A 16309-nucleotide genomic window follows, 5' to 3' on the forward strand; every position below is an offset into this window, starting at 1 on the left:
ATGAGTGAACTATTAGATAAGTTATCCTTTAGCAGCCGCAAACGCTTGCCGGTTATTTTGCAAAGTGAAGGCGCCGAGTGCGGCCTGGCCTGCCTGTGCATGATTGCCAACTATCATGGCCACAAGTTGGATCTATTTACCCTGCGAAAGAGCTACCCCATCAGCTTAAAAGGCGCCAATCTTAAACAGCTGATTGGCATCGCCGCCAAACTCAATTTGGTTGGTCGCCCGATTAAAGCCGCCCTTGAGGATCTCCCAAAACTGGCAACGCCGGTGATTTTGCATTGGGATCTCAACCACTTTGTGGTGCTTAAAAAAGTGGTTGGCAATAAGGTGATCATCCACGACCCAGGCAAAGGGCTGGTGAAGCTGTCGATGGACGAGGTGTCCAAATCCTTTACCGGTATCGCCTTGGAACTTCGCCCATCAGAGAATTTTCAGCCTAAAGACGAGCAGCTGAAACTGAGCCTCAACGTATTGTGGCGCAATGCCGTTGGGCTTAAACGAAGCCTCGGCCAGATTTTGCTGTTGTCGTTTTTGCTGCAACTGTTGTTGTTGGTCTCGCCCTATTTTGTCCAGTTGATTGTCGACAATGTGGTGGTGAGTCGCGACTTAGATTTTCTGTTTGTACTGGGCATCGGCTTCTCATTGGTGTTGCTGATTCAGGTGGCCACCAAGGCGTTTCGGTCTTGGATTGTGCTCTATTTCCAATCGACCTTGGGCATTCAGTTGGTTGCCAACCTGTTTAAGCACCTGCTTCGCCTGCCAATGAGCTGGTTCGGTAAGCGCTTTACCGGTGACATCCTGTCCCGTTTCCAATCACTGGATTTTATTAAGAAATTACTCAGTGAGGGGTTCGTAGAAAGTGTGGTCGATGGCGTGATGACCATATTGACCGTGGTGATGATGCTGATTTTAAGTCCTGGGCTGGCGCTCATCTCCATCGTGGCAGTGCTGACCTACAGCGCCGTGCGGCTTGGGATCTACCCAGCGATGCGCAACCACACCAAAGAGAGCCTTCAGTATAAAGCTTCCGCCGATGGGCTGTTTTATGAGGCCATTCGTACCGTTCAGCCGGTTAAGGTGTTCAATGGTGAGTCGATTCAGCAATCGAAGATGGAAAACGCCAATGCCACTTGGATGAACTCAGAGATTAAGTTGGGTCGATTGACCATCGCTTACAACACCTTCAAGGAGCTGCTCTATGGGGCAGAGTACCTCGCACTGCTGTGGCTTGGGGCCTATTTGGTGATTGCCGAATCGATTACCGTGGGGGTGCTGTTTGCCTTTTTAGCCTATCGACAGCAGTTTGCTACCAGCAGTCAGATGCTGCTGGAAAAGCTGTTTGAGTGGAAGATGCTGGGTATTCACCTGTCGCGCGTGGCCGACATCGCCTTGGAAGATCAGGAGGCGCACCTAGACAGCCAGCTGCCGGTACCGCAGCGACCCAAAGGGCGAATTGAACTGAAGAACCTGTCGTTTCGTTACAGCGACAATGAGCCCTACCTGTTTGAAAACCTGTCATTGACCATTGAACCTGGGGAGTGCGTGGTGCTGACTGCACCCTCTGGCTTTGGCAAAACCACCTTAATGAAGATCATGATGGGTTTGATGCCGCCTACCAGTGGCACCATCAGTTTTGATGGGGTCGATATCCACACATTAGGCCTCTCGAACTACCGCAGCATGATCTCGGCGGTGATGCAGGGCGATCACCTGCTCTCCGGCTCCATTGGCGACAACATCAGTTTCTTCTCTATCGACCAGGATCTGGAGCTGTTGGAGTCGGTGGCCCAAGACGCTCACATTTTGGATGACATCAATGCCATGCCCATGGGGTTCCACTCGCTGGCGGGCGACATGGGCAGCACCCTCTCCGGCGGACAGATTCAGCGGGTACTTCTGGCGCGCGCCATGTACAAGCAGCCTAAGGTGTTGTTCCTCGATGAGGCCAGCAGCGCCCTAGATGTGGATACCGAGCGGCGCATTAACGGCGTACTTAAGGGGCTGGGGATGACCCGAATTATGATTGCCCACCGAGTGGAAACCATCAATATGGCCGACCGCATTATCGACTTAACTCAGCCGGAAACGGTGCAAAAAACCAATAATGTGGTCGCGCATACGGCGTTGGTTTAGGGAGAACAACAATGAAATACCTAACAACTTTTCTGCGGTTACTGGTTGTGGTCGTCGCCTTCGCAACGCCCCAATTCTCAGTGGCCAAAGAGCTGAGCCGAGAGCAGAAGCTGTATGGTTTGGCGCAATTTTGGAAAGAGGTCAGCTACAACTTTGCCTACTTCGATCAGGTGCCAGAGCTGGACTGGGATCAGCAGTATCTGCATTTCATTGAGGTGGTGGCCAATACCGAAAATGACCACGAGTATTACCGTCAGATGCTCCGTTTTGCGGCGCTGCTTCAAGATGGCATGACCCACATTACTCCGCCAGCACCACTGTTGGAGCAGTATGTGGGCTGGGCTCCCATTCAGCTGAGTGAGCACAACCGAAAGGCGGTGGTGACTGCCGTTGCCGAGTCTCTGCAGCAGCAGTTACCGACAGGCGCCGTGATTACTCAGGTAAACGCAATGGCAGTGGATGAGTTCCTCGCCAAACAGGTGTTTCCGTTTATCAGCAGTTCGACCGAACAGATCTTGTGGGATAAAGGCATTCGCGGCAGCCGCAAAACCGGCGTGGGTTTGCTGGCGGGACCGGTCGGCGCGACGCTTGAGATCACCGCGGTTACCGCCGAAGGGGAAACGGTTAAGGTGAGTACTCAATACCTGTCCAGCTCCGAGGCTCCAACCATGGTGGGGCAGGCAAACCCGCGTCGCAGTGCCAATTTTGAGTACAAAGCGCTAGCGGATAATTTGGGGTACGTGCGCATCGGAACCTTTGCGGACACCAAGGTGGTGACTCAGTTTCGGGAGGTGTTGCCACAGCTGCAGCAGCACCAAGGCTTGGTGCTGGACATTCGTCACAATGGTGGCGGCAATACCTTCATTGCCGAAGAGATCCTAAAGCACCTCTCTTTTGTGAATTTGATTGGTGCCAAGAGCAAGATGCGGGTGCACAACTCCACCTACAAAGCGTGGGGGCGATTCGCCTCTGAGTACGCTTGGGCTGAAAAATACCTGTCCTATTTTAATGGCGACGCTTGGGTTGAAAGTGAGCCCAACCTGTTGGAAGTGGACGATGTGGACATCGCCGATAAGCTGGTGGTGCCTACTGTGGTGCTCATCGGTAAAAACACCGCCAAAGCGGCAGAAGATTTTCTTATCTATCTGGATGACGTTAGCCACGTCAAAACCCTAGGCCAACCCACCTATGGCAGTACTGGCCAACCGCTGATTTTCGATCTCCCCGGTGGCGGTTCTGCAAAGGTGTGCACGAAAAGAGAGACCTACGCCGATGGTCGTGACTTTGTTGGCTTTGGCATCCAGCCTGATCGGTTTATTAGCCAAAATATCAGTGATATAGTCGATGGCGAGGACGTGGTGTTAATGGAAGCGACCAGCCTTCTCAATCAACAACTTCACGTATCAAAATCTGCTTTTGTTCAATAACAATAAATCGTGCCCCCAGGGGAGCGTTTAGCGACTCAATTGCTGAGACGTAGGCAAAAACCAAAAGCGCAAGGAAGCGATTATGAGAAACAGTGCCCGAAGTTGGGTGTATGGTGGCCTGAGTATCGCCTCTGCGGTGATGTTGGCGTCTGGATGGTTGATGGGCTTTGCCGATCCCGTCCAAGTGGTGTCGGCTCAAGGGGTGGTCATTGAGAAAGTTCGCTCCGGGGACTTTGCTTTGACCGTGGAGGGTTACGGTACCCTGCAGTCGGTCAATCGACGCCTGATCACCGCCACCAGTACTGCCATCGTTGACGAAATTCGCTTGAAAGCCGGTGCGCCGGTGGAGCCGGACACCGTCATTCTTACCCTGAAAAACCCCGAGCTCGAAGGCCAGTTGCGTCAAGCCTTAGCCTTCTTAAAGAGCGCCAAAACCTCCAAACGCCAGCTTAATCTGCAGCAGCAGCGAGAGCTGCTCAACAGTGAATCCCAATTTGCCGAGCTTAAGGCGGAAGCGGAGATCGCCCAGTTGCAGATGGAAGCGGAGCGCTCCTTGGTGGAGTCTGGCGTCATCTCTGGCATCAGTGCTAAGCGCAATCAACTTAAAGCCGCGCAGCTTCGTCAGCGGGTTGAGCTGGAGAAAGCCAAGTTGCAGAAACTGCAGCAGGTTCACCAAGAAACCTTGTCGATTCAAGATGAGTTGATCGCTCAGGCGGAAGATAACTACCAACAAGTGAAACATCAGGTGGATCAGCTGTCGGTTAAAGCTGGCATCTCCGGAGTGATTCAGCAGTTGCCGGTTACCCTAGGAGAGAGCGTGGTCCCAGGTACTCGCATTGCGACCGTCGGTAGCCTGTTTCCTTTGGTGGCGGAGATAAAGGTTCCTCAGCTGCAGGCCAATCTGTTGATGAGTGGTCAGCAGGCGGAGATCACTGCACTGGATCAATCGGTGTATGGCCAAGTGGTGCGCATCGATCCTGTGGTAAGCGAAGGTGCGGTTCAGGTGGATATTTTGTTGGACGGTGAAACCAAGCTGAAACCGATGCAGATGGTGGATGCGTTGATTCAGGCTAAGGTCGACCCCAATGTTCGCTTCATTCATGCCCCTGCGGGCATTCAGCAAAACAGCAAACAGCAGCTATTTAAGGTTGCCGAAGACAACTCCGGTGTCCGCGTTGAGGTCAATTTTGGTAAGCGCTCCGGGGATTTGATTCAGGTCATTGCTGGCGTGTCTCCGGGAGAGCGGCTGATCACCTCTCAAATCGATGTGGACGAATCCATCTCCCGCATCCAACTCAAACTATAAGAGAGCAAAACATGGACGTATTGCAGCTAAACAACATTCAGAAAACTTTTGGTGAAGGTGGTCAGGCTAACGCCGTATTAAAAGGCGTGAGTTTCTCCGTTGCCAAGGGTGAATTTGTCGCAATCAGTGGCCCATCGGGCTGCGGGAAATCCACCTTGCTCAGCATTATGGGGCTGTTGGATACCCCTGATGGCGGTGACTATCTCATTGAGGGGCAAAACGTCTCCTCCCTGAACGCCGATGGACGGGCGCAGTTACGGGGTAAGCAGGTGGGGTTTGTGTTTCAGGCCTTTAACCTAATTGACGAGTTAACGGTACAAGAGAACGTCGCCCTGCCACTGAAATATCAAGAGGTTGCTAAATCAGAGCGACTGTCTCGAGCTAAACACTGCCTAGAGCAGGTTGGCCTTGGGGATAAGCTTAACTTGCTGCCGAACCAGCTTTCCGGTGGGCAGCAGCAGCGAGTTTCCATTGCCAGAGCCTTAGCTGGCCAGTCGGGCATCGTGCTGGTGGATGAGCCAACTGGAAACCTAGACTCCAAAAACGGCGACGCGGTGATGAAATTGCTGCAGGATCTTAACGGGCAGGGCACCACCATCGTGCTGGTAACCCACGATCCCCGTTATGCAGACATGGCTCATCGCACCATCATGTTGAAAGACGGCTTGGTGGAGCGTGAAATGGTGGCTTCATCGGGGTTGGTGCCGGCTAACCAGCCCATCCGTGAGAGCGATACGGTGGCGGTATGATGATACGTCAATTAAAAGCCACGTTTGATCGGGCTCGTCATTACTACTTGACGGTGATCCTGACCCTAACCCTCACCCTATCCATGGTGATCTCAGTATTCAGTTTGGTGGATTTGGTGTTCTTTACCCCTCTGCCTTATGACAAGGCCGAGGAGCTGCACCTCGTTGAGGGCAAAGTGGTCCTGCCATCCGGGCTATTCGACGGCAATAACCCTCAGTTTATTGAGTATCTCGAGAAAAACTTGCCAGAGGATCATCAGCTGGCAGCCTATCACCGCTGGAGCGAATATAAGTTATCGGAGCGTCCAGCTAAGCCCACCGTTGAGGTTCGCCTTGCGACCCATAACCTGTTCTCTTTGTTGGGGGTAAAGCCGATTCTAGGTCGAACCTTTGATGAAACCGAGGCCACGGGCAATGCCCAGCCTTCGCTGCTGCTTGGGTATCGAGCCTGGCAGCAGTGGTTTGAAGGCAATCCTCAAATCATTGGTCAAAAGGTTCAGCTTAACCAGCGCCGCTTCACTGTGGTTGGCATTTTGCCCGATGACTTGACCCTTCCTGGAACCCACAACATCAATGATGCCCTGTGGTTACCTATGGACATGGACGAGAGCCTGAAAATCAAAGGTTCTCAAAGTTACATGGGGGATTACAAAACCCTGCTGAGGGCGCCGGTCAGCCATGATCTGGCGACCCTCGACGAGCGCCTACACAAGTTGCAAAATGAGGCCGGTGAACTTTACACCCCAGAGGTGATGAAGCAGTTTGAGATCAAGGCGATCCGCACACCCATGAAAGACTCCATCAGTGCTGGCAGCGAAACCTTAGTGCTGCTGCTGTTCTCTGGGGTGATGGCTTTGATGCTCATCGCGCTGATCAACTTGTCTGGCATGCAGATGGCCAGAGCCATCGCTCGGGTCAAGACGGTGGCGGTAAGCTTTGCCTTTGGCGCCACCAATGCTCAGATCATGAAAGAGGCTCTGCGTCACCACTTGGTGGTGGTTGGCAGCTCGGTGCTGATGGGGCTGATATTGGCGTTGGTGGGTTTTCAATTTATTGAACTGCTGGCGGCCGGGGCGATTGCTCGCTTGGATACCCTCAGCATCAGCTTTAACACCTTGATGTTCTGCGTTGGACTGACCCTGATCATTGCCCTGCTGTTTGCGTGGATTGAGATGAGGGCCGTTAATGAAACTCAGCTTATCACTAGCTTACAGGCCAGTGGTAAAGGGGTGGGTAAGCAGATGTCGGCGGGCGTTAGCCACCTGCTCATTGGGGTGCAAACGGCGCTGTCATTCTTGATTTTGTTGGCAACCTGTCATGTGGTGTTCTTTACCTTGGCCGAAGCCAATCGCAGCCCTGGCATTGAGACCGACAACCGCTGGAGTGTGACGGTGAAATACCGCGCCTTGGAATCCAAAGAGGAACGCATTGCGAGTCACCGCAGCGTGCTCAATGAGTTGGCCAGTCTCACTGGGGTAACCAAGGTGACTCACGCCTCTGAGCCTCAACCGCCGGAGGAGCTTAACCTAGACCGCGTATTGAACGAGCAAGGGGACTACATTATGCAGGCCAGGCGCTTGCATGTGGGCCAAGGCTATTTCGATGCGTGGGGAATGCCGGTGGAGGGGCAGAACTTCTCCGCAGGTGACGGCGAGCTAAGTGATTATCCGGTGATCGTCAGTGCCAACCTTGCTAAGCGCATCGCGGGCAGTGAGAGTGAGATGCTAGGGCAGAAGATCAGCTCCAATGGCAAGCGCTTTTATCAAGTGGTTGGCGTGGTTCCTGAGATTCAGGTTCCAGGAGAATCGAGCCTTGAGCAGAGCGTTATCTACACCCCCAGAGGCTTTAAAGGCTGGGCTAAGCAAACTTATCTGCTACAAACGGATGAACGTTTCGCCTCGTCAGATCTGATGTTAACCCTAGTGGAGATGCTGGGGCGGGTGCATCCTGAGCTGGAGGTCACTCACGCCGACTCCATCACCAATATGTTTGATCGATATCGTGCTCGCCACATCGCGGCCGCAGGAGTGTCGTCGCTGTTGGCGGTGATCTCCGTGCTGATGGTGGTTGCCGGCGTCAGTGGGATCGTTGGTTACCTGCTGCGCTCACGGCGATACAATCTGGGCGTGAAATTGGCCATGGGAGCCAAGGTGCAGCGGCTGTTTAAAGAGAGCTTTTCTGAGCTGCTGTTGCCGGTATTGTTTAGTTTGTGGGTGGCCTTTAGCTTCAGCTTTATGATGATTGGCTATGGTCGCACCCTTCCCACCTTGGACGTCAGTGTGGATTGGGGGCTGCTAGTTGCAGTGATTGTGGGCTTTATCCTGCTGGTAACTGTGGTGGCGTACTTCCCCATTCGCCAAGTGCTTTATGACGACCCCATCAAAGCACTGCGAAACGAGTAGCGCTGGATTGGCGACAACCTAAAAAAACGGCAGCCTAAGGGCTGCCGTTTGTCATTGTGCGTCGTGCTTAGTGGTGACCGTGGCCGCCACAGCACTGATGGTCTGGGCCTTTGCCTTCACCACAGTTGCCTTTGCCGCCACAGCACTCGTGTTCTTCGTGAGCTGGCTCTTCAGCAACGGCGCTGTCGCAACCTTCTTGCTCGTCGCAGCCGCCACAGCCGCCGCCACAACCACCGGCACCGTGCAGGTGACCGTGAGCGATCTCCTCTTCGGTGGCTTCACGGATGTCCATCACTTCCACTTCGAAGTTCAGGGTAACGCCCGCCAGAGGGTGGTTGCCATCAACCACAACGGTGTCGTCTTTCACTTCGGTTACCGTAACCGGAGTTGGGCCCTGATCGGTCTCTGCCATGAAGCGCATGCCAGGAACGATGTTATCGATGCCACCAAAGGCTTCCAGCGGTACTTCCTGCTTTAGGCCATCTTGGTATGGGCCGTAGGCTTGCTCTGGGGCGATGCTGGCGCTGATCTTGTCGCCAACCACTTTGTCAGTCAGTTCAACTTCCAAACCCGGGATCAGGTTGTTGGTGCCGTGCATGTACTGCATTGGCTGGCCATCAAAGGAATCTTCAATGAGCTCGCCTTCGCCGTTGCGCAGGCGGTAGTGCATAGTCACTACGGTATTCGCAGCAATTTTCATCCGGGTCTCCAAAATACAATTCGGTGTGAAAGTGCCAAATCATACGGCTTTCAACGTCCATAGACCATGACTTATGCCGCATTTACACATCGGTTTGCTGCAATTACAGTCGGCAGTCCTCTCGATAGGGACGAATTTCCGGGTAATTGCCCGCTTCAATCTGCTGCTTTAGGCCGTTCCAGTAGTCGGCGGTAAGCAGATCTCGATGCTGAGCTAGGAAGCTCTTGCGAATGGCAAGCCGCCCCAGCAGGAAGCGGCCAAACTCCTCAGGAAAGATGTCTTTGGGGCCCACGCTATACCACGGCTCGGCGGCCATCTCATCTTCTGGGAAGCGAGGCTCAGGTATGGTGCGAAAGTTACAGTCGGTCATGTAATCAATTTCATCGTAATCGTAGAACACCACTCGGCCGTGGCGGGTCACGCCAAAGTTTTTAAACAACATGTCTCCGGGAAAGATATTGGCAGCGGCTAACTGTTTGATGGCGTTGCCGTACTCACCGACGCCATGGGCCACCTGCTCATCATCTTCGGCGTTATCGAGGTAGATGTTTAATGGCACCATGCGCCGCTCTATGTAGAGGTGTTTGATGATGATGCGATCCTCCTCCACTTCCACCTCTGAGGGAGCGACCTCGAGTAACTCCTCTAACAGGCTGGGGCTGAAGCGATGGCGAGGAAAGGCAAAATTGCGAAACTCTTGAGTGTCTGCCATGCGGCCAACTCGGTCGTGCTCTTTTACCAGATTGTATTTCTCTTGAACCTGCTGTTTGTTGCTCTCTTTTGGCGGTGCGAAGCGGTCTTTGATCAGCTTAAACACCACGTCGTAGGAGGGCAGGGTAAATACGCTCATCACCATACCTTTGATTCCCGGAGCTATCACAAATTGATCGCTGGATTGGTTAAGGTGGCGCAGAAAATCTCGATAGAACTCGGTTTTGCCATGTTTTTGCAGGCCGATGGCGGTGTAAAGCTCTGCCCAGGATTTGTTGGGCATCAAGTGACGTAGGTAGCGTAGTAGTGCTGCCGGGCTCTGGGTGTCTACCATGAAGTAGGCGCGAGTGAAGCTAAAAACCACAGAGCAGTCATCCTGACGGGTGATCGCCGCATCCAGTACCAAGCCATTGTCGCCATGGCGTACCGCCAAAATCAGCGGGGATTCTCCGTGATCGCCGATGATGCGGCCCACCAGATACGCGCCCTTGTTACGAAAGAAAACCGGTTTGAGTAGCTCCAATGTGGTGGCACTGAGCTGTTTGAGCAGAGGGGTTAGCCGCTGTTCCAACTTGTCGAGATCGCCATCTAAATCTTCAAAGTGCGGCAGCAGGCGGGCAAAGTTAAACCCTTGGCGAAACGCATATTTACAGGCATGTGTCAGGGAAAAACGGTGGCACAATTGATTGGGAATAAAGGCGGCTCGGTGAGCACGCTCGGCGCGAATATAGAGGTGTTGATCATCCAGCCCTCGATGACGAAACAGGCGTGAGAACACCGAATTAAAGAAGGTTTCCGCCAGCTCTGCTTGAGGGTGCCCCTCCAGTAGGGTGCTGTAATCTGCCTTCGTTTGGCGCCACAGCTCGGTGGAGATGGTCAGACTGCCCAGTTTGGGCATCAGCGCCGCGACGGTTTCGGTGACTCGGCGGCTGTAGTAGCGAATCCGCTCTTTTTGTGCCCGCTGCACCCCGTGCCAATCGCCTTTAAGAAAGCGCTCTGGCGCGCCAGCGTTGATGCGGGAGAACAGGCGGTAGTGCTGGTCAAAGCCCGTCAGGATGCGATAGGCCAGCTGTTTGGGTGACGCTTGTTTGGGGGGATTCGCCTTCTGGGCGGGTTGGGAGCCGAATTCCATGGCTAAACCTCGACATCGTAAGCAGTTAACCTAACCTACCTCGGCGCCGCTTGCTTCTCAATTCAATTTCGCTACCCTTGCGACAAACGAGAGGAGTCATTGTGGAACTGAATTTTATTTTGGTCTCCCCAGCGCGGGGAGAAAACGTAGGAGCGGTGGCCAGAGCCATGAACACCATGGGCTTTGAGCGCTTGGTGGTGGTCAACTCCGAGGCACATCTGTCGGAGGAAGCCAGCTGGGTTGCTCACGGCAGTCAGCACATATTGACCGAAGCGCACACCTTTGGCTCTCTAAAAGAGGCGGTGGCAGACCTAGATTTAGTGATTGCCAGCACCGCTCGTAAGCGGGGGGATAAGCGCAGCATCCATACACCATCCCAGGCGGTAAAGCAGGTTGAGCAGTTGGGGCACGCCGCATCGAAAATCGGCTTGGTGTTTGGCTGTGAAGCATCCGGACTTTCCAATGACGATCTGGCACTGGCGGATCTGCTTACCACCATCCCTCTGGCCAACCCCTATCCCTCTTTAAATTTGGCCCAAGCGGCGATGCTTTATGCCTATGAGTTTTCTCAACTGAGTTTGCCCGAGCAGGAAACCTCAGCTCAGCCAGCGCAACTGTCGGCGCTGAAATCTCGCTGCATAACTTTGGTTGATGAGTTAAGTCTTGCGGAGAATGATCCCGTCAGGCCTTGGCTGCAGGATAAGTTAGCTCTTGCTAACCAGCGCGATGTGGCCATGGCACACACCCTGTTGGGCGACATCGAAAAGGCCCTGAAAAAATAGCCCTTGACATCATGGCGGATTCTAAGCCACTGTAGAAAAACAGACGTAAGAAACTTATTCAGAAGGCTTTGCCGAATACTATGCTAAACCGCTTCGCTACCATCACAACAATCGTGATTACCACCACCGGTACCGGTGGGGGGGCGGGCTGCTAGTACCTGGATAACTTCAATCCAAATACTGATAAAAGCCCGCTCCCAGAGCGGGCTTTTATCGTTTCTGGGGTGGGCAAATGGAGAGGCTAAATAGATGAAGGTTATGAAGTTCGGCGGTTCTTCGCTAGCGAATGCCAAACGATTTCAACAGGTTGCGCAATTGGCACTGAACAGTGTCGAGGGCTATTCCCTCGCGTTGGTGCTGTCGGCACCCCAAGGGGTAACCAACTCACTGGAGGCGGCGGTTCGCCGCGCTGTGGGTGGATTTAACGATGGCTTACTGGAACCGGTTGAAGCGAAACTGGCTGAGCTTCTCCAAGGCGCACAGCTGGATGCCAAGGCTGCTGGAGCCCTAGAGGCGCAGTGGCGGCAGGAGCTTGATGGCGTACGTCAGCGCCTGCAAGGGGTGGCACTGTTGGGCCGCTGTCCTGATGAGGTGATCGCCGAGGTGATGGTGGTCGGAGAGCGGTTGTCGGTGCATCTGATGCTGGCCTTATTAGCCCAAAGCGGTGAGCGCTGCGCGCTGCTTGAGCCCCGCCGCTACCTAATGGCCCACGGTGAGCCGCTGGACTCTCAGGTGGACATTGAAGCCAGCCGCGCCCGTCTTGCCTCTCTGCCAGTGGGCGAATACCGCTTCTGGGTGATGCCAGGTTTTACCGCCAGCAATGAGATGGGTCAGGTGGTGACTCTGGGCCGTAACGGCTCTGATTACTCGGCGGCGGCGCTGGCGGCTTGTTTACATGCAGACAGTTGCGAGATCTGGACTGATGTGGATGGGGTCTACAGCGTTGACCCTCGTCTGGTACCGGATGCCAAGCTGCTGGAGCAGATGAGCTACCTCGAAGCGATGGAGCTGTCCTACTTCGGTGCCAAGGTGCTGCACCCCCGTACCATCGCCCCCATTGCCCATAATCAAATTCCTTGCCGCATTCGCAATACCTTGAATCCAGAAGCGCCGGGCACCTTGATCCACAAAGATGGCAGCGCCGACCAACCGGTGAAGGCGGTGAGTCATCTCGCCAAGCAGACCATGATCAGTGTCTCCGGACCGGGCATGAAGGGCATGGTGGGCATGGCTGCTCGAGTGTTTGATGCCATCAGTTTGGCTGGGGTGTCTGTAAGCCTGATCACCCAAAGCTCGTCTGAATATTCCATCTCCTTCTGCGTGGACGCCAAGGATCAGCCTCGGGCAGTAAAAGCGCTGGAGTCTACCTTCGCCCTTGAGCTGAAAAGCGAAATGCTGGAGCCGCTGGAGCTGAAGCCAAATCTGGCCATCGTTACTTTGGTGGGCGAGGGCATGAAAACTCGCAAAGGCGTGGCTGCCCGATTTTTCCGCTCCTTAGCTCAAGGCTCAATCAACATCGCCGCCATTGCTCAGGGAAGCTCTGAGCGTGCTATCTCGGCGGTGATCAATAACGACGACGCCGAAGCGGCGCTGCGCATCTGCCACCAAAACTTCTTCGATAGCCGCATGTTTGTGGATGTGCTGCTGGTGGGCTGCGGTCAGGTTGGCCGTGAGCTACTGGGGCAGATTCAGCAGCAGCAATCGGCACTGAGTAAGCAGCAATTGGCGCTGCGGGTTTGTGCCATTGCCAACTCCAGACAGATGCTGCTCGACCGTCATGGTCTTGAGCTTGCGCACTGGCAGGACAAGCTTGCCAGTGGTGGTCAGCCCATGGATTTGGACGCCCTGTTCCAGTTTGCTCATGACGCGAAGCTGACCAACCCAGTGCTGGTGGACTGCAGTGCCAGCGGCGATCTGGCACTGCGCTATCTCGATGCCATGAATTCTGGACTGCACGTCGTGACCCCAAACAAGAAAGCCAATACCGGCGATTACGACTACTACCAAGCACTGAAGCACACCGCCCAGCGCCAGCGCCGTCAGTTCCTGTATGAAACCACCGTGGGCGCAGGTCTGCCGGTACTGGATAACCTGCAAGGTTTGATGCGTGCTGGCGATGAGCTTAAGCGCTTCAGTGGTATTCTGTCTGGCTCGCTGTCCTACATCTTCGGTTTGTTGGAAGAGGGCCACAGCCTGTCAGAAGCCACAGGACTTGCCAAAGACAAAGGCTTTACCGAGCCAGACCCTCGTGATGATTTATCTGGCATGGACGTGGCTCGTAAAGTATTGATTTTGGCCCGTGAAGCGGGAATGGCGCTGGAGATGAGCGACATCGAAGTGGAGTCGGTGCTGCCCGCTGAGTTTGATGCCAGCGGCGATGTGGCGAGTTTCATGGCCAATCTGCCTAACGCGGATGAGCGGGTTGCTGCACGGGTGGCCGAGGCGAAGGCCAACGGTCAAGTTCTGCGCTATGTCGGTGCCATCGATACCGATGGTCGCTGCAAAGTCTCGGTGCAAGCCGTAGGCGCCGACCATCCACTGTACGCCATTAAGGGCGGCGAGAATGCCCTGGCGTTTTACAGCCGTTATTACCAACCGCTGCCATTTGTGTTGCGCGGCTATGGTGCCGGTACTGCGGTAACCGCCGCTGGGGTGTTCGCCGACATTCTGCGCACCCAAGCGTGGCAGAAGGAGGCCTAATATGGCTGAGCAAAATCGAGCGGTAACGGCTTACGCTCCCGCCTCCATGGGCAACGTCAGTGTGGGGTTTGATCTGCTTGGGGCGGCGCTGTCGCCCATCGACGGCAGCCTGTTAGGGGACCGGGTCAGCGTCAGCCGAGCCCAAAGCGACAAAATGAGCTTTGAGGCGTTTGGTGCCTATGCAGATGTGCTGCCTCAAAACCCTCAAGACAACATCGTGCTGCAGGCGGCGGAGGCGTTCTTTGCCAAAAGCGGCCTAGCCCCTGAGCCGTTGGCACTGAAACTTGAGAAAAACCTGCCTGTGGGCAGTGGCCTAGGCTCCAGCGCCAGTTCTGTAGTGGCGGCCTGTGCGGCCTTAAACCGCTTTTATGAAGATGCGCTTGAGCCCAAAGCTTTGCTGCAACTGATGGGCGAATTGGAAGGACGCATCTCCGGCTCCATCCATTACGACAACGTCGCGCCCAGTTACCTAGGAGGGCTGCAGCTGATGATGGCAGACTTTGCCCGGAAGCTGCCGTCGTTCCAACAGTGGTATTGGGTGACGGCCTATTCTGGCATCAGTTTGTCTACGGCTAAGATGCGAGCGCTGTTGCCTGAGGCGTATGACAAAGCCACCAGCATCGCATTTGGTCAGAACTTGGCGGTGTTTGTGGACGCTTGCCACCGCCAAGATGAGCAGCAGGCGCTGAGCGTACTCAAAGATGAGCTGGCAGAGCCATACCGAGCGCCGCACATTCCCGGATTTTTGGCGGCCAAGGCCGCTCTTGAGGAGTTAGGAGCCTCTGCCGTCGGGATCTCTGGCTCAGGCCCAACCCTGTTTGCGGTGTGCCGTGACCAAGCCAGCGCCGAGCGTGCACTGGCCTACCTAAATCAATGTTATCTGGCCAACGCCAGAGGCTTCGCCCACATCTGCCGTTTGGCGGATGAGGGAGTCCAATACCAAAGCGAGAAACTGTAATGCAACTGTATAACCTGAAACACCCAGATGAAAAAGTCAGCTTCTCCCAAGCGGTACAGCAGGGCCTTGGTAAAGACCGTGGTCTGTTCTTCCCCGAGCAGTTGCCTAAAATCGAAGACGTAAACGCGTTGTTGGCGCAGCCGTTCGTGGAGCGAAGCGTCAACATCCTCTCCCTGTGGCTGGCACACGAGCTTGGCCAAGACAATGTTGAGTCGCTGGTGCGTGATGCCTTTAACTTTGCTTGCCCTTTGGCGCAGGCGCAAAGTCAGGTGGATGATGAGCAGTACTGCTTAGAGCTGTTCCATGGACCAACCTTGGCATTTAAAGATTTTGGTGCCCGTTTCTTGGCTCGGGTGCTATCACAGTTAAGTGATAAGCCGCTGACCATTCTAACGGCGACCTCCGGTGATACTGGTGCTGCGGTGGCTGATGCCTTCTTTGGATTGGACAACATCGACGTGGTGATTCTGTACCCGAAAGGGCGCATTAGTCCGCTGCAGGAGAAGATGTTCTGCACCCTTGGGGGCAACATCCGCACCGTGGCGGTTAATGGCAGCTTCGATGATTGCCAAGACTTGGTGAAGCGCAGCTTTGAAGATGACGAGCTGAAACAGGCGATTGGCCTAAACTCCGCTAACTCCATCAACATCGCTCGTTTGCTGGCTCAGATCTGTTACTACTTCGAAGCCATCGCTCAATTACCAGAAGCCAAGCGTAATCAGGCGGTGGTGGCGGTACCAAGTGGCAACTTTGGAAACCTAACTGCGGGCTTGTTTGCCAAGGCGATGGGGCTGCCGGTGAAGCGCTTTATCGCGGCCACCAACAGCAACGATACCGTGCCTCGGTATTTGGATAGCGGTAACTGGCAGGTAAAGCCCACCATCGCCACCCGCTCGAATGCCATGGATGTCTCGGCGCCGAACAACTGGCCTCGGGTCGAGCAGCTATGTCAGGTGAATGGTTGGCCGCTGGCAAGCCTAGAAGGGGCGGCGGTATCCGAAGCCCAATGTGAGCAGCAGCTAAAACAGCTGCATCAGCGTGGCTACCTATCTGAGCCCCATGCGGCAGTGGCAAGTTATGCCCTGAGTCAGTCTCTGCAAGGTGATGAGGTTGGCGTATTCTTAGGCACGGCTCACCCTGCCAAATTTAAAGAGTCGGTGGATGAGCTGCTTGAGATGGACTTGCCGTTACCACCAGCGCTGGCGGAGGCGGATAAGAAGCCGCTGCTCAGTGATGAGCTTGAGGTGGATTTCGGCGCGTTGCGTGCGTATTTGCTTAGATAGCGGCGATTGAACAGTGAAAA

At 54.6% G+C, this 16309-nt stretch carries 11 protein-coding genes; 9 read left to right on the forward strand and 2 right to left on the reverse strand.

What is annotated here, in order from left to right:
* The 5 genes from FCL42_RS09045 to FCL42_RS09065 all read left to right on the forward strand — a co-directional run bounded on the left by FCL42_RS09045 (nt 1) and on the right by FCL42_RS09065 (nt 8023).
* Complete coding sequence (locus FCL42_RS09045) at nt 1-2139, forward strand: peptidase domain-containing ABC transporter (protein ID WP_136863090.1); 2139 nt, start codon at nt 1-3, stop codon at nt 2137-2139.
* Nucleotides 2140-2150: 11 nt separating this feature from the next.
* Nucleotides 2151-3566, forward strand: coding sequence for a S41 family peptidase (locus tag FCL42_RS09050; RefSeq protein WP_136863091.1), 1416 nt, complete (start codon nt 2151-2153; stop codon nt 3564-3566).
* Nucleotides 3567-3648: 82 nt separating this feature from the next.
* A complete protein-coding gene (locus tag FCL42_RS09055; protein ID WP_136863092.1) occupies nt 3649-4872 on the forward strand; it encodes an efflux RND transporter periplasmic adaptor subunit in 1224 nt (407 codons plus the stop codon).
* Between the two features lie 11 nt (nt 4873-4883).
* Nucleotides 4884-5621 (forward strand): ABC transporter ATP-binding protein, encoded by a 738-nt coding sequence (locus FCL42_RS09060; RefSeq protein WP_136863093.1) that lies wholly within the window; start codon nt 4884-4886, stop codon nt 5619-5621.
* Nucleotides 5618-8023 (forward strand): ABC transporter permease, encoded by a 2406-nt coding sequence (locus FCL42_RS09065; protein ID WP_136863094.1) that lies wholly within the window; start codon nt 5618-5620, stop codon nt 8021-8023. Before FCL42_RS09060 ends, FCL42_RS09065 begins: the two co-directional genes overlap by 4 nt.
* 67 nt (nt 8024-8090) lie before the next feature.
* Here FCL42_RS09065 and slyD read toward each other — a convergent pair whose 3' ends face one another.
* Complete coding sequence (gene slyD, locus FCL42_RS09070; RefSeq protein WP_136863095.1) at nt 8091-8723, reverse strand: peptidylprolyl isomerase; 633 nt, start codon at nt 8721-8723, stop codon at nt 8091-8093.
* 103 nt (nt 8724-8826) lie between these two features.
* The gene (aceK, locus tag FCL42_RS09075) at nt 8827-10566 is read right to left on the reverse strand and encodes a bifunctional isocitrate dehydrogenase kinase/phosphatase (protein WP_136863096.1); all 1740 of its coding nucleotides are present in this window, start codon (nt 10564-10566) and stop codon (nt 8827-8829) included.
* A gap of 101 nt (nt 10567-10667) precedes the next feature.
* On the opposite strand from aceK, the gene FCL42_RS09080 reads away from it, so the two are divergent.
* The 4 genes from FCL42_RS09080 (at nt 10668) to thrC (ending at nt 16289) form a co-directional block, all read left to right on the forward strand.
* Nucleotides 10668-11348 (forward strand): tRNA/rRNA methyltransferase, encoded by a 681-nt coding sequence (locus FCL42_RS09080; protein ID WP_136863097.1) that lies wholly within the window; start codon nt 10668-10670, stop codon nt 11346-11348.
* A gap of 249 nt (nt 11349-11597) precedes the next feature.
* On the forward strand, nt 11598-14048 hold the full coding sequence (thrA, locus tag FCL42_RS09085) for a bifunctional aspartate kinase/homoserine dehydrogenase I (RefSeq protein ID WP_136863098.1): 2451 nt from the start codon (nt 11598-11600) through the stop codon (nt 14046-14048).
* A 1-nt stretch (nt 14049) separates the two neighbouring features.
* Nucleotides 14050-15006, forward strand: a complete 957-nt coding sequence (gene thrB, locus FCL42_RS09090) for a homoserine kinase (RefSeq protein ID WP_136863099.1) — start codon at nt 14050-14052, stop codon at nt 15004-15006.
* Nucleotides 15006-16289, forward strand: coding sequence for a threonine synthase (gene thrC / locus FCL42_RS09095; protein WP_136863100.1), 1284 nt, complete (start codon nt 15006-15008; stop codon nt 16287-16289). Before thrB ends, thrC begins: the two co-directional genes overlap by 1 nt.
* The last annotated feature ends 20 nt before the right edge of the window (nt 16290-16309 follow it).

It is taken from the genome of Ferrimonas aestuarii, assembly GCF_005116665.1.
GTDB classification, from domain to species: domain Bacteria; phylum Pseudomonadota; class Gammaproteobacteria; order Enterobacterales; family Shewanellaceae; genus Ferrimonas; species Ferrimonas aestuarii.

Bases quoted from the DNA above. Each gene is read 5' to 3' on its own strand.
- thrB (WP_136863099.1), top strand. From the start codon at position 14,050: ATGGCTGAGCAAAATCGAGCGGTAACGGCTTACGCTCCCGCCTCCATG.
- slyD (WP_136863095.1), bottom strand. From the start codon at position 8,723: ATGAAAATTGCTGCGAATACCGTAGTGACTATGCACTACCGCCTGCGC.
- FCL42_RS09060 (WP_136863093.1), top strand. From the start codon at position 4,884: ATGGACGTATTGCAGCTAAACAACATTCAGAAAACTTTTGGTGAAGGT.
- FCL42_RS09065 (WP_136863094.1), top strand. From the start codon at position 5,618: ATGATGATACGTCAATTAAAAGCCACGTTTGATCGGGCTCGTCATTAC.
- thrC (WP_136863100.1), top strand. From the start codon at position 15,006: ATGCAACTGTATAACCTGAAACACCCAGATGAAAAAGTCAGCTTCTCC.
- FCL42_RS09050 (WP_136863091.1), top strand. From the start codon at position 2,151: ATGAAATACCTAACAACTTTTCTGCGGTTACTGGTTGTGGTCGTCGCC.
- aceK (WP_136863096.1), bottom strand. From the start codon at position 10,566: ATGGAATTCGGCTCCCAACCCGCCCAGAAGGCGAATCCCCCCAAACAA.
- FCL42_RS09045 (WP_136863090.1), top strand. From the start codon at position 1: ATGAGTGAACTATTAGATAAGTTATCCTTTAGCAGCCGCAAACGCTTG.
- thrA (WP_136863098.1), top strand. From the start codon at position 11,598: ATGAAGGTTATGAAGTTCGGCGGTTCTTCGCTAGCGAATGCCAAACGA.
- FCL42_RS09055 (WP_136863092.1), top strand. From the start codon at position 3,649: ATGAGAAACAGTGCCCGAAGTTGGGTGTATGGTGGCCTGAGTATCGCC.